The 13,928-nt window shown below is 68.6% G+C and carries 11 protein-coding genes; 9 read left to right on the forward strand and 2 right to left on the reverse strand.

Features of this window, described 5'->3' with window-relative positions; all coding sequences use genetic code 11:
- Window positions 1-140: 140 nt before the first annotated feature.
- The 5 genes from aroA to mscL all read left to right on the forward strand — a co-directional run bounded on the left by aroA (window position 141) and on the right by mscL (window position 4,998).
- Window positions 141-1,472 (forward strand): 3-phosphoshikimate 1-carboxyvinyltransferase, encoded by a 1,332-nt coding sequence (gene aroA, locus AC52GN_RS02105; RefSeq protein WP_496528836.1) that lies wholly within the window; start codon window positions 141-143, stop codon window positions 1,470-1,472.
- Window positions 1,469-2,113 (forward strand): (d)CMP kinase, encoded by a 645-nt coding sequence (gene cmk, locus AC52GN_RS02110; protein WP_452112102.1) that lies wholly within the window; start codon window positions 1,469-1,471, stop codon window positions 2,111-2,113. Before aroA ends, cmk begins: the two co-directional genes overlap by 4 nt.
- Window positions 2,114-2,296: 183 nt before the next feature.
- On the forward strand, window positions 2,297-3,994 hold the full coding sequence (rpsA, locus tag AC52GN_RS02115) for a 30S ribosomal protein S1 (RefSeq protein WP_291779584.1): 1,698 nt from the start codon (window positions 2,297-2,299) through the stop codon (window positions 3,992-3,994).
- Window positions 3,995-4,270: 276 nt separating this feature from the next.
- On the forward strand, window positions 4,271-4,561 hold the full coding sequence (locus AC52GN_RS02120; protein ID WP_003165992.1) for an integration host factor subunit beta: 291 nt from the start codon (window positions 4,271-4,273) through the stop codon (window positions 4,559-4,561).
- A 26-nt stretch (window positions 4,562-4,587) separates the two neighbouring features.
- The gene (gene mscL, locus AC52GN_RS02125) at window positions 4,588-4,998 is read left to right on the forward strand and encodes a large-conductance mechanosensitive channel protein MscL (RefSeq protein ID WP_087141720.1); all 411 of its coding nucleotides are present in this window, start codon (window positions 4,588-4,590) and stop codon (window positions 4,996-4,998) included.
- Between the two features lie 136 nt (window positions 4,999-5,134).
- Here the strand turns inward: mscL and AC52GN_RS02130 are convergent, their stop codons facing one another.
- Window positions 5,135-6,298, reverse strand: coding sequence for an N-acetyltransferase (locus AC52GN_RS02130; protein WP_343828574.1), 1,164 nt, complete (start codon window positions 6,296-6,298; stop codon window positions 5,135-5,137).
- A gap of 208 nt (window positions 6,299-6,506) precedes the next feature.
- On the opposite strand from AC52GN_RS02130, the gene AC52GN_RS02135 reads away from it, so the two are divergent.
- Entirely contained in the window at window positions 6,507-8,273 is a 1,767-nt protein-coding gene (locus tag AC52GN_RS02135; RefSeq protein WP_496528023.1) for a peptide MFS transporter, read from the forward strand.
- A gap of 137 nt (window positions 8,274-8,410) precedes the next feature.
- On the opposite strand, the gene AC52GN_RS02140 is transcribed toward AC52GN_RS02135, so the two are convergent.
- Complete coding sequence (locus AC52GN_RS02140) at window positions 8,411-10,459, reverse strand: TonB-dependent receptor plug domain-containing protein (RefSeq protein ID WP_346484787.1); 2,049 nt, start codon at window positions 10,457-10,459, stop codon at window positions 8,411-8,413.
- A 142-nt stretch (window positions 10,460-10,601) separates the two neighbouring features.
- On the opposite strand from AC52GN_RS02140, the gene AC52GN_RS02145 reads away from it, so the two are divergent.
- Genes AC52GN_RS02145 through mnmH form a run of 3 tightly spaced genes read left to right on the forward strand, consistent with a single transcriptional unit; the run spans window position 10,602 to window position 13,751 of the window.
- Window positions 10,602-11,603, forward strand: a complete 1,002-nt coding sequence (locus tag AC52GN_RS02145) for a TraB/GumN family protein (RefSeq protein WP_496528024.1) — start codon at window positions 10,602-10,604, stop codon at window positions 11,601-11,603.
- A 31-nt stretch (window positions 11,604-11,634) separates the two neighbouring features.
- The gene (gene selD / locus AC52GN_RS02150) at window positions 11,635-12,690 is read left to right on the forward strand and encodes a selenide, water dikinase SelD (RefSeq protein WP_496528025.1); all 1,056 of its coding nucleotides are present in this window, start codon (window positions 11,635-11,637) and stop codon (window positions 12,688-12,690) included.
- Complete coding sequence (gene mnmH / locus AC52GN_RS02155; protein ID WP_496528026.1) at window positions 12,690-13,751, forward strand: tRNA 2-selenouridine(34) synthase MnmH; 1,062 nt, start codon at window positions 12,690-12,692, stop codon at window positions 13,749-13,751. Before selD ends, mnmH begins: the two co-directional genes overlap by 1 nt.
- The last annotated feature ends 177 nt before the right edge of the window (window positions 13,752-13,928 follow it).

The raw sequence follows: 13,928 nt of genomic DNA on the forward strand, positions 1-13,928 counted from the left end.
GCGGGTTTAAGGGAGAAATCGGAAATAGGGCGGCTCCCTTGCCACCGGCGGGGGCCGCTGTCAAAAGCCTTCTTTTCCGCGCCTGCGCGGCCTTCCTGACATTCGGAGCCTGCATCAGGGTGAGCACTCCCCAGACCTTCATCGCGTCCCGCGTTTCCAGTCTCGATTCCGGCCTTCGGGGCGTGGTTCGCGCACCGGGCGACAAGTCGATGTCGCACCGCGCCCTGATCTTCGGCGGCATGGCCGAGGGCGTGACCGAAATCGAGGGTCTGCTGGAGGGCGACGACATCCTGGCCACAGGCCGGGCCATGCAGGCGTTCGGGGCTGGGGTGGAGCGGATCGGCGAGGGGCGCTGGCGGGTCGAGGGGCGCGGCGCCCTGCGTTCGCCCGAGGCGGTCATCGACTGCGGCAACGCCGGAACGGGGGTGCGCCTGCTGATGGGGGCGGCCGCGGGCTATGCGCTGACGGCGACGTTCGACGGCGACGCCTCCCTGCGCAAGCGGCCGATGAAGCGGGTCACCGGGCCGCTGGCCGACATGGGCGCGCGGTTCGACTGGAACGCGGCCGAGGACCGGGTGCCGCTGACCCTGCATGGGGGCGGGCTGAAGGGCGTGACCTTCGTCCAGAGCGTCGCCTCGGCCCAGATCAAGTCGGCCATCCTGCTGGCCGGGCTGAACGCGGACGGCGAGACCGTCGTGGTCGAGCCGGAAAAGAGCCGCGACCACACCGAGCGGATGCTGCGCGCCTTCGGCGCCGAGGTCGAGGTGACCGAAGAGGGCGCCGGCTGGCGCATCCGCCTGTCGGGCGGACAGACGCTCAAGGGAACCCACGTCGCCGTGCCGGGCGATCCGTCCTCGGCGGCCTTCCCTCTGGCGGCGGCGCTGGTGGTTCCGGGCTCCGAGGTGACGGTCGAGGGGGTGATGCTCAACCCCCTGCGCACCGGCCTGTTCCAGACCTGGCTCGACATGGGCGCGGACCTGACCATCGCCAACCGCCGCATGGCCGGGGGCGAAGAGGTCGGCGACGTCACCGCGCGTCATTCGGCGCTGAAGGGCGTCGTGGTTCCCGAAGACCGCGCCGCCTCGATGATCGACGAATATCCGATCCTGGCCGCCACGGCCGCCTTCGCAGAGGGCCGCACCGTCATGCGCGGCATCGGCGAGATGCGCGTCAAGGAAAGCGACCGTATCGCCCTGATGGTCGCGGGCCTGTCGGCCTGCGGCGTTCAGGTGCAGGAGGAGCCGGAGGGCTTCATCGTCACTGGCGCCGTCGGGGTCGGCCCGGTGAAGGGCGGCGCGACCGTCGACACCGCCCATGACCACCGCATCGCCATGAGCCATCTGGTGCTGGGCCTGGCCGCCGAACAGCCCGTCTCGGTCCGCGACCCCGAGATGATCGCCACCAGCTTCCCCGGCTTCGTGGAGATGATGAAGGGGCTGGGCGGGAAGATTGTCCAAGGGGATGCAGCGTGAACCTCGTCATCGCCGTCGACGGCCCCGCCGCCTCGGGCAAGGGCACCATCGCCGCGCGCCTGGCCGCTCATTACGGCCTGCCGTATCTGGACACCGGCCTGCTGTATCGCGCCGTGGGGCTGGCCGTGCTGGATGCGGGCGGTGACCTGGGCGACGCCGAGGCGGCGGCGCAGGCCGCGCGGGCGCTGGATCTGGCGAGCCTGAGCGACAATCCCCGCCTGACCGATCGCGGCGCGGGCGAGGCGGCCAGCCGCGTGGCCAGCCATCCGGGCGTGCGCGCGGCCCTTCTGAAGCTGCAGCAGGACTTCGCGGCCCAGGCGGGCGGGGCGGTGCTGGACGGGCGCGACATCGGCACGGTGATCGCGCCGGACGCCCCGGCCAAACTCTATATCGCCGCCAGCCCCGAGGTGCGCGCCGAGCGCCGCTGGAAGCAGTTGACCGCGCGCGGCGAGGTCATCGCCTTCGAGGACATGCTGGAGGATATCCGTCGCCGCGACGCCCGCGACGCCGGCCGCGACGACGCCCCGATGGTCCAGGCCGACGACGCCGTCTTGCTGGATACGACCGATCTGGGTATAGAGGCCGCCTTCGATGCGGCCCGCCGTATCGTCGAGGCGGCGCGAGCCAGGGCCGGGATCTGATCCCGCCGGGCGAATCCAACGCTCCGATCTCCTCGACGGCCGCGGGCGTTCTGGCTTTTGTTTCGCGCTTTTCGAGCGTGTGTCGCCTCGCCTCGTGACGACCTGACTTCCCCTTTTACACCCCATTCGCGCATGTCCGTTCGGTCGTGCGCGTTTCGCCTTTCATCAACCTCAAGAGTTTCCATGACTGAAACCCTCAACCCCACCCGCGACGATTTCGCCGCGCTCCTCGACGAACAGCTGCAAGGCCGCGATCTCGGCGAAGGCCAGGTCGTTCACGGCCGCGTCGTCGGCATTGAAAAAGACATCGTCATCATCGACGTCGGTCTGAAGACCGAAGGCCGCATCGCCATGCGCGAGTTCGGCCAGGGCGAAGGCGCCGTCCTGCCCAAGGTCGGCGACAACGTCGAGGTCTACCTGGAGCGCGTCGAGAACGCGATGGGCGAGGCCGTCATCAGCCGCGACAAGGCTCGCCGCGAAGAAGCCTGGACCCGCCTGGAAGCCGTGTTCGCCGAAGGCCACCCGGTCAACGGCGCCATCGTCGGCCGCGTCAAGGGCGGCTTCACCGTCGATCTGGGCGGCGCCTCGGCCTTCCTGCCGGGCTCGCAGGTCGACATCCGTCCGGTCCGCGACGTCGGCCCGCTGATGGGCAAGGAACAGCCCTTCGCCATCCTGAAGATGGACCGTCCGCGCGGCAACATCGTCGTCTCGCGTCGCGCCATCCTGGAAGAAGCCCGCGCTGAACAGCGCACGGAGCTGGTCGGCCAGCTGCAAGAGGGCGAAGTCCGCGAAGGCGTCGTCAAGAACATCACCGACTACGGCGCGTTCGTCGACCTGGGCGGCATCGACGGCCTGCTGCACGTCACCGACATGTCGTGGAAGCGCGTGTCGCACCCGTCGCAGGTCCTGGCCGTCGGCGACACCGTCAAGGTCCAGATCGTCAAGATCAACCCGGACACCCAGCGCATCTCGCTCGGCATGAAGCAGCTGCAGTCGGATCCGTGGGACGGCGTCGAAGCCAAGTACCCGGTCAACGCCAAGTACACCGGCCGCGTCACCAACATCACCGACTACGGCGCCTTCGTGGAGCTGGAGCCGGGCGTTGAGGGCCTGGTCCACGTGTCGGAAATGTCCTGGACCAAGAAGAACGTCCACCCGGGCAAGATCGTCTCCACCTCGCAGGAAGTGGACGTCATCGTCCTGGACGTCGACAGCGCCAAGCGTCGTATCTCGCTGGGCCTGAAGCAGGCTCAGAACAACCCGTGGGAGGCCTTCCTGGAGGCTCACCCGGTCGGTTCGACCGTCGAGGGCGAAGTCAAGAACGCCACCGAGTTCGGCCTGTTCGTCGGCCTGGACAACGACATCGACGGCATGGTCCACCTGTCGGACCTGGACTGGAACGTGTCGGGCGAAGAAGCCATCCAGCGCTACCGCAAGGGCGAGGTCATCAAGGCCAAGGTGCTGGACGTCGACATCGAGAAGGAGCGCGTCTCCCTGGGCGTCAAGCAGCTCGGCGGCGACCCGATGGAAGGCGACACCTACAAGCGCGGCCAGCAGATCACCGTCACCGTGACGGCGATCGAGACCGGCGGCATCGAGGTGAAGTTCGGTGAAGACGACGCGCCGGTCACGGCCTTCGTCCGCAAGTCGGACCTGTCGCGCGACCGCAACGAGCAGCGCACCGAGCGCTTCGCCGTGGGCGACCGCGTCGACGCCATGATCACCGCCGTCGACAAGGCCACGCGCCGCGTCTCGGTCTCGATCAAGGCCCTCGAGATGAAGGACGAACAGGAAGCCATCGAACAGTTCGGGTCGTCGGACTCGGGCGCCTCGCTGGGCGACATCCTGGGCGCCGCGCTCAAGAACGCGGGCAAGGAATAAGCTTCCTTCCCGACGGGAAAACGGGGCGGCCGGAGCGATCCGGCCGCCCTTTTTCTTGGAGCGTGGGCGCCGGCGGGCGGCGGCCGGGCTGAGCCGTTCTGGGAATCGCTCTCAGCGCAGATCGGCTTTTTCTCCCTTTCGGAGCCGCTGGCGGGACGAAAGCTGTCGGCCTCGAAAGCAAGAAACCTTCGCGACGATACGTTTTGTCTCTTTCTTCCTGTGGCGACAGACGGTTAGGGTGTCGTCCCGGACGGTGAAGCCAAGGCGGGGGCCTGAATGATCAAGTCTGAACTGATCGAGAAACTGGCGGCTGAGAACCTGCATCTCACCCATGCGGAGGTTGAGCGGGTCGTGAACGTGATCCTGGGCCGCATGACCGAGACCCTCTCGGACGGCGGCCGGGTCGAGCTTCGCGGCTTCGGCGCCTTCTCGGTGCGCAGCCGCCCGGCGCGGACGGGACGCAATCCCCGCACCGGCGAGACGGTCGAGGTGCCGGCCAAGGCCGTGCCCTTTTTCAAGAGCGGCAAGGAACTGCGCGAGCGCCTGAACGCTTCCGGCGACGCCTGATCCCTAATCGAAAGACTGAAGATCCCATGAGCCTGCTGACCGAGTTTCGGGAATTCGCCGCGCGCGGCAACGTCGTCGACCTCGCGGTCGGCGTCATCATCGGCGCTTCGTTCGGCAAGATCGTCACCAGCCTGGTGGATCAGGTGGTGATGCCGCCGATCGGCCTGCTGCTGGGCAAGGTCGACTTCTCCAAGCTGGAATGGGTCCTGGTGCCCGAGAACCCGGCGACTGAGGCGGTCGAGAAGGTGGCCATCCAGTACGGCGCCTTCATCAACACCCTGATCCAGTTCCTGATCGTGGCCTTCGTGGTCTTCCTGGCGGTCAAGGCGATCAACAAGATGCGCCGCGAACAGCCGGCCGAGCCGGAAGCGGCCGGCCCGACGCCGACTGAAGCCCTGCTGGCTGAAATCCGCGACGAACTGAAGGCGCGCCCCTAGAGCGAAATCGGTTCACATGCGATCGCATGTGAACCCAGATATTCGCTCAAGGGATTGATGCTGGACCATTGATCTGAGTTCGGATTGATTCAATCCGAACCGATAATGGTCTAAGGGGCCGTCTGCGAGCGCCGCTTCAGGCCCGCGCCTCCATCGCGCGACGAGGTGCGGCCGACGGCGCCAGCCGCAGGGCGGCGCTGGCCCGCGCGGGCAGCGGCCGCAGACAGAAGGAATAGTCGCCGTCATAGGGGGTGGGCCGCCAGCCGGCGTCCTGCATCCCCGCGTCGAAGGCGACGTGACAGTGGCCCCAGCCGCCTTCGCGGTGGGCCTTGTCGACGAGCGGGCCGAGCGCCTGCAGCAATTCGGGCGAGGTCGTCTGCAATCGCACCTTGGCCGCGCCCAAGGCCGGCGCGAGGGTGCGCAGCCCTTCCAAAAGGGACTGGAGAGCGTCAGCCTCGGTCTCGAGGGCGATCAGATCGATGATCTCCAGGATCGGCGGCTCCAGCGGCGTCTGCTTGTTCAGCATGGCGACGGCGAACCCCGTGATGCGCCCGTTCGCGCGATACGCCAGGGTCAGCGGCGGCACCGTCAGGTCGGGGTCGGACAGGCGCCAACGCATGATGGCGGGGCTGCGGTCGGCGATCAGCCGACCTTCTCCCCGCAGAGCGTCCCAGAAGCGGCTGTAGTCCGAATCGTCCGTCAGATCGTCCAACAGACTCACGGCTGAGGGCAGGCGATCCTGTGCGCGCTGCATCCGACCTCCAAGCAGCCGGGGCAGGGGCGACAATTGCTCGCCCAGCAGGCGCGCCACCTGCGGCGCTTGATCGACGATGCGGCGCAGACCACGGCCATAAAGACAGGCCAGCGGGTCCACCAGCCAGGATAGTTTGACGTCGTGGGTGAGCGGCGGCCACGGAATCATGCCGTGACGCCTATAAAGGGGGCTGGAGCGTGCATTCGCGTTCAGCGTGTATCGCGCGAAGCAGTCGGGTTGCTCCACGAAGGCGCGGACCAGATCCCGGCTGCGGCCTCTGTGTTCGCGGGGCACCACGATGGAGTAGCCGGTCGCGCCATACAGCGCCTGATCGCCTCTCCAGAAGCGCTGGATGAAGTTTCCGGCGCAGGCGCAAGGGCCGTCGCCAGCGTCAATGACCCAGCCATGGGGCGTGTTTCGTCCCGCCGCCGCAGGGTTCGACCATAGCCACGCCCATCCTTCGGACGAGCGTTGCGGCCACCATACGCTGCGGTACAGGGCGTTCACGGCCTCGAGATCCGATTGGCGAACCGGGCGGATCGACATCCAGCGCGTCTCCATGGGCGAACATATTGAGGCTACTTGGCCGTAAAAGAGTGTCCATTCGGCTAATGACACGCATAGGGCGAAGAAACGCCGCCGCTGCGACGTCATGTAGGCCGGATTTCGCCGTTAACGCTTGTTTGCAATCCGTGACCGTGCTGTTTCTGCACGCTTCCGCGCCCGTCGGGGGCGCAAGAGATGGAGCTTGCCGTTGAGCACGACGGACGCAGGGGGCGCGCTCGAAGCGCCACGCAAGACCTTTCTGGGTCACCCGCGGGGGCTGGTGATCCTGTTCTTCACGGAGATGTGGGAACGCTTCTCCTATTACGGCATGCGGGCGCTGCTGGTCATGTATCTGACCCAGCACTTCCTGTTCGGACCGGCCGAGGCGCAGGGCATCTACGCCGCCTACGCCGCGCTGGTTTACCTGATGCCGGTTCTGGGCGGCATGATCGCCGACAGATACCTGGGCGCGCGCAAGGCCGTGGTCATCGGCGCCGTGCTACTGGTGGCGGGCCACTTCACCATGGCGTTCGAAGGCTCGGGCGGTAAGGAAAGCCTGACCATCGGCGAGCGCGCCTATCAGATCGAGGTCGTCGGCCGCGATCAGAACCGCACCATGTTCGCCGTCAGCGGCGACGAGCGGGTCCAGATCTCCATCACCCCGGAAGGCGTGTCCAAGGTCGGCGCCGAGCCGGCGGCGGCCCAGGCCGCCGACGCTGCGGCGGTCGTGGCGGTCAGCGAGGGCTTCCCCGCCTTCACGCCCGCAGGCGGCTACAAGGTCGAGACCAAGCGCGACACCGCCTTCGGCGAGCCGGTCCTGTTCCTGGCCCTGTCGCTGATCATCATGGGGGTGGGCTTCCTGAAGGCCAACATCTCGACCGTGGTGGGCGCCCTCTATGAAGAGAACGATCCGCGTCGCGACGGCGGCTTCACCATCTTCTACGTCGGCATCAACCTGGGGTCCCTGCTGGCCACGGCCGCCTGCTCCTACCTGGGCTTCACCTACGGCTGGGCCTACGGCTTCGGTCTGGCGGGCTTCGGCATGCTGTTGGGGCTGCTGACCTTCCTGATCGGCGCGCCCTGGCTGGAAGGCCGCGGCGGACCGCCGGTCCCGCTGAAGGGGCGCTCCATCTTCGGGGTGCCGGTCGAGGCCTTCTTCTGGATCGCGGGCATCGTCGCCGTCTTCCCGGTCTGGATGCTGATGCAGCGTCACGAGATCGTGCAGACGATCCTGATCCCCATCGCCCTGATCACCTTCGTCTCGGTGGTCGGCTACACCGTCTTCCGCCTGAAGGGCGCCGAGCGGTCACGGATGCTGGTCGCCCAGGTGTTGATCTTCTTCTCGGTGCTGTTCTGGGCCCTGTTCGAACAGGCGGGTTCGTCCCTGACCCTGTTCGCCGACCAGTCGACCCAGATGCCGAGCTGGTTCAACGCCGGCTACACCCAGATGTTCAACCCCGGCATCATCGTCATCGGCGGGCCGATCATGGCGGCCCTGTGGGTCTGGCTGGGCAAGCGCAACCGCGAACCTTCGACCCCGGTCAAGTTCTCGGTCGCCCTGGTCCTGGTCGGCGCGGGCTTCCTGCTGCTGTCGTGGGCGGCGGCGAACAACTTCAACGAATCCTTCCGCGTGCCGTTGATGATCCTGTTCCTGACCTACGCCTTCCACACCATCGGCGAGCTGTGCCTGTCGCCGGTCGGCCTGTCGATGATCACCAAGCTGTCGGTGGCGCGCGTGGTCGGCCTGATGATGGGCGTGTGGTTCCTGTCGTCGTCGGTGGCCCACATCGTCGCCGGCTGGATCGCGGCCGCCACCGCCACGGACACCGTGGCCGGCGTCGTCACCAACCCGCAGCTGGCGTTGCAGACCTATGGCTCCATCTTCGGGACCATCGGCTGGACCGGCGTGGGCGTCGGCGTCGTGCTGCTGGCCCTGTCGCCTCTTCTCAAGAAGGGCATGGCGGGCGTTCACTGATCGCCTGATCGGTTTGCGACAAGGAAGGGGCGGCGTCTCGCAGGAGGCGCCGCCCTTTTCAGTTGGTGCGGGTCGCCCGCCTGGGCCGCTTCGCGTTGGGGAGACGAAGCGACGCCGACGGGTCCTCTTCTTGTGGCTCAGAACGTCTTGCGCAGGCGGATCTGATAGAAGGTCCGCGGATCGATGAAGCGGTTCTCGACGAAGGCGATCGGCCGGGTCTCGCGGTCGCCGAAGACGGTCCGCTCGACGTTGAAGTCGTCCCAGAGGTTGACCTGGCCGCGGATCGACAGGGTCGGGGTCGGCTTGTATTCGGCCCACAGCTCGTAATAGTCGTGGCCGCGCCAGCCGTTGATTTCGTCGGGACGGAAGGTCTTCTGGCCCAGCAGCGGGATCCAGGCGCCGCCCCATTGCAGCTTCCAGCTGGTGATGTCCTGCTGGAAGGTGATGGTCGCCTGGCTGGGACGGATGCCCGAGATGGGGCGGATCTCGCCGGTCGTCGGGTCGGTGACCTCGGTGTGGTTCCAGGTGTTTCTGAAGCCGAACTTGCCGCCCGAGAGGCCGAGCTTGTCGGTCGGGACGGTGACGTTCAGCACCAACTGATCCAGCGTGCCGTCGCCGATGTTGCCCACGGCGGCGTAGCCGCCCTCCAGGGGGATGACGTCGATGGCGTTCGAGATTTCGTCGTGGCGCAGACCGACGCTGACGATCCCTTCGCCCCAGAAGCGCTTCTCGAAGGTCAGCTCGCCGACCCAGCGGGATTCGGGCTCCAGATTGACGTTGCCGCCGAAGACATTCTCGTCCTCCAGATCGGCCGAGGCGGCGAAGTCGCCGAAGTCGAGCTGGCCGACCGTGCGCTCGATGCGCAGGCGCACCTGGGTGGAGGCCGTCGGCGTCCAGGTCGTCAGCAGGCGGGGCTTGGCGTAGAAGAAGCTCTTCTCCTGCTCGGCGTCGCCCGACTGGCTGATGGTCGAGGATTCCAGCCGCAGGCCGCCCTCGAGCGTCCATTTGGGATTGATGCGCCAAGTGGCCTTGCCGAACAGTTCGCCGCGCGTCTCCTCGACCTTGACCGAGGCCGAGGGCAGGGGCTTGTTCACCCCGCCGACCGAATAGGTCTGATCGATCTCCAGCATGTTGTAGGCGATCTCGCCGCCGCCTTCGAACTCCAGGGCGGCGGACCGCTCGAAGCGCAGCAGGCCGCGCAGGATGGTCTCGGAGGAGTCGCCGTTGGCGGCGAACCGTTCGATCGGCTCTTCGACCCCGGCTTCGCGGTTCAGGGCGGTGGCGACGTTGTCGAATTCCTCGAACTCGTGGATGAAGCGCGTCTCCAGCTTCAGCCGCTCCGACAGGGGGCGGGTGTAGACGACGCCGACCTCGCCGCTCTTGGAGTCTTCGTCGGACAGGCTTTCGCGCAGCACGTCCGGCGCGGTCTGGCGATAGACGCCGTGCCAGTCGTTGATGCCGTAACGCGCCGTCAGGTCGATCCTGCCGCCCATCAGCGGGCCGGCGTAGGTGCCCCGGATCGAGTTCCCGCCGCCGTAGCCGTCGTTGTAGTAGTCCTCGGCGCGCAGCAGTTCGCCGTTCGGGCCGACGCGGCGCAGGGGACCGGCGCCGTTGGAGTCGCTGTTGGAGATGCCGTCGCTCAAGGTCACCCCCCAGGTGCGGTCGCCCTTGCGCTCGGTGAACTGATAGGAGCCGCCGAACAGGTCCTGGCCACCCTCGAACAGGAAGGCGTTGCCGGTCAGGATGTGCTCGCGGCTGACGGTGTTCTTCAGGATGACGTTGGCGACGACGGAATAGCCCTGCATCTCGATGCCCGGCGCGCCGCCGCGGATCAGTTCGATGCGTTCGACCTGGGCGGCGACGGTGCGGCCCAGGACGTTGGAACCGGTGTCGTTCTTCGACGCCGGGCGCGAGCCGTTGATCAGGACGTTGCCGACCGCGCCTTCGAAGCCGCGCGCGCCGTCGCCGTCGTTGACCGAGAAGCCGGGCACCCGGTTGACCATGTCCAGCGCGGTGTTGGGACGGGCGTCGGCGAAGAAGTCGGGGGTGAAGATCAGGACGGCCTGATCGCTGGGCACGGCCGTCTGGCGGGCGGGCGCGTCCGTCTTCTCGGCGGCCAGGGCCGCGGCGGGAGCTGCAGCCAGCAGCAGGGCGGTGGTCGCCAGCAGGGCGCTCTTGGTGTTCATCTTTCCTCTCCCTCGGTGTCGGCAGAGGTGTGACGGCGGCGACGCCCGATCTCCAGTTACAAGCGGGACAGGTGGATTAAATCGCTGACAGCATTACGGAATAGTCACGTGCGGCGGATTGGCGAGACCTTAGTATAGGGGCATGAAAGCTCGCCTCGCGCCGATCGCCCTTCCCGCTCTGCTGGCCGCTCTTCTGGCCGTGTCCGCGGTTCCGATCGCGGCCCGCGCCGGCCAGGCCCAGACGGATGCGGCGACGCGGGTGGACGAGGTGGTCGTCAGCGCGCGACGGGCGGGCGCGCCCATGTGGACGGTGCGGCGCGACGGCGAGGGGGTGATGATCCTGGTCGGCGCCATCGAGGAGGCGCCGCGCGGCTTCGAATGGCGGGCGCAGGCGCTGGAGGAGGCCGCCGCGCGTTCCGACCGCATCCTGTTCCCGCAGCGCGGCCGCGCCTCGCCCGCAGACGTCCTGCGCCTGATGTGGCGCATCCGCACGATCGGCTGGCTGCCGGAAGGCGCGACGACCGCCGACTATCTCTCGCCTGAGGACCAAGCGCGGCTGGAAGCCGTGATGGCGACCGAGAAGAACGATCAGTGGAGGCGCGAAAGCCTGCTGCTGCTCGCCATCGGCCTGATTCAGGACAGGGCGGGCGAAAAGGGATCGCGGCCGGTCGGCGCCGACGACGCCGTGCGTCGCGCCGCCCGCAAGGCGCGCGTGCCGGTCCGCTCCATCGGGGTGGTGCGCGGCGCCGACCTGGTGGAAAGCCTGATCACGGCCCCGCCCGAGACGCACCGGGAATGCCTGCGCGCGGCCCTGTCCGCGGCTGAGCTGGGACCGGACGCCGTGCGTCTGCGGGCCGAGGCGTGGCGCGGGCTGCGGGTGGCCGAGGTGCTGGCCTCGCCGGTGGATCAGGCGGTGGACCGCTGCTGGCCGTGGGGCGATCCGCAGATCGGGCGGCAGTTGCGCACGGAATGGACCGAGGCGGTCGCCGAGGCGCTGACCCAGCCCGGCCTGACCATGGCGGTCGCGCCGCTGCGCCGCCTGGCCGAGCCGGACGGCGTGCTGGATGCGCTGGAGGCCCAGGGCTTCGAGGTGGACGGCCCGGAATGGCGCGCGGCCGCCTCCGCCACGCACGAAGGCGGTTGACGTCCGGCGTGCGAAGGCCGACGCCGGGGGCATGAGCGAGACCGAACCCAGACTCACGTCCCTGGCCCATGGCGGCGGCTGCGGCTGCAAGATCGCGCCTGACGTCCTGCAATCCATCCTGGCCTCGACGCCGCGCACGGCGGCCTTCGCCGATCTGATGGTGGGGACCGAGACCTCGGACGACGCGGCGGTCTGGCGGCTGAACGACCGGCAGGCCCTGGTGGCGACGACCGACTTCTTCATGCCGATGGTGGACGATCCGTTCGACTTCGGCCGGATCGCGGCGGCCAACGCCCTGTCCGACGTCTACGCCATGGGGGCGACGCCGATCTTCGCCCTGGCCATCGTCGGCATGCCGGTCGGCAAGCTGTCGCCCCAGACCATCGGCCGGGTGCTGGAAGGCGGGGCGGCGGTCTGCGCCGAGGCGGGCGTGCTCGTGGCGGGCGGTCACTCCATCGACAGCCTGGAGCCGATCTACGGTCTGGTCGCCCTGGGCCTGACGCATCCCGACCGGGTGTTGACCAATCGCGGGGCGCGGGCGGGCGACGTGCTGATCCTGACCAAGGCGCTGGGCGTCGGCGTGCTGAGCGCCGCTTATAAGCAGGGGCGGCTGGAGACGGGCGGCTATGAAGCCCTGATCGGCTCGACCACCAGGCTGAACACGCCGGGACCGAAGCTGGCGGCGACGGACGGCGTCCACGCCGTGACGGACGTGACCGGCTTCGGCCTGCTGGGCCACGCGCTGGAGATGGCGCGCGGCGCGGGGATGACGGTCGAGATCGACGCCGACGCGCCCGTCTTCCTCGACGGGGCGCCCGCCCTGGCCCAGGCGGGGGTGCGGACCGGCGCTTCGGTGCGCAACTGGGCGGCCTATGGCGGGGCGGTGACGCTGGGCGCCGACCTGCCGGAATGGCGGCGCGACCTGCTGACCGATCCCCAGACCTCGGGCGGCCTGCTGATCGCCGTCGCGCCCAAGGCGGCCGAAGCGGTGATGGCGCTGGTTCAGGACATGGGCTTCGCCTCGGCGCGCCGCGTCGGCCGGGTGCGCGAGGGCGAGCCGGCTGTGGTCGTGAAGGCGGGGGCCTGATGGCGCGGCTGACGGCGGATGTGTCGCTTGCGGCCCTGGCCCGCTACGACGCCGTCATCGACGTGCGCAGCCCCGGCGAGTTCGCCGAGGATCATCTGCCCGGCGCGATCAATCTGCCGGTGCTGGACGACGCCCAGCGGGCCGAGGTGGGAACCCTCTACGTCCAGAACTCGAAATTCCTGGCCCGCCGTCTGGGCGCGGCCCTGGTGGCGCGCAATATCGCCGCGCATCTGGAAGGGGCGCTGGGCGACCGCGACGGAAGCTTCCAGCCCCTGGTCTATTGCTGGCGCGGGGGGCAGCGCTCGACGGCCATGACCACGGTGATGGATCAGGTCGGCTGGCCCGTCACGCGGCTGGAGGGCGGCTATCAGACCTGGCGGCGGACGGTGGCCGCCGCCCTGCATGATCTGGAGACGGCGCCAGCGCTGAAGCTGGTCCTGCTGGATGGTCTGACCGGCAGCGGCAAGACCGAGGTGCTGGCCCGGCTGGCCGACCACGGCGCCCAGAGCCTGGACCTGGAGGGGCTGGCGGCGCATCGCGGCTCCCTGTTCGGACGCACCGAGGCGGAGCAGCCGTCGCAGAAGCTGTTCGAGAGCCGTATCTACGCCGCCCTGTCCGCTCTGGACCTCAGCCGCCCCGTGGTGGTCGAGGCCGAGGCCAGCCGCATCGGCCGCCTGACGGTGCCGCCCGCGCTGTGGGCGGCGATGAAGGCGGCGCCCGCCTTGCGCCTGTCGGCCCCGTTCGAGGCTCGGGTCGAGCGGGTGCTGCGCGACTATCAGGCGACGACTGAGGATGCGGCCGTGCGCGACGCTCTGCTGGCGCGGATGCCCAGCCACCACAGCCGCGAGCGGATCGCGCAGTGGCGCGCCCTGTCCCAGGCGGGCGACCTGCGCGCCCTGGCGACGGCCCTGATGCGCGACCACTACGACCCGGCCTATCGTCGAGCCTCGGCAGGGTCGCGCGATCTGGGCGAGATCACGATGGACGGCGGCGCGGAGGCTGATCTGGACCGTGCTGCGGAAGCAATTGCGGCTTCCCTCTCCCAATGGGAGAGGGCTTGAGCCTCCAAGAGCGAAGCGATTGGCAAGGCGAAAGGGTGAGGGTTCTCGGCATAAGTCGGCGCACGCCGTCGCGCCACGGCTTCGCCGACTGACGGGACAAGCCCCTCACCCTTTCGCGCAAGAACGATCGCTGACGCTCTCGTGCGCTCAAGCCCTCTCCCGCCGGGAGAGGGTGGA

The organism is Brevundimonas sp. SS2672 (assembly GCF_059579685.1).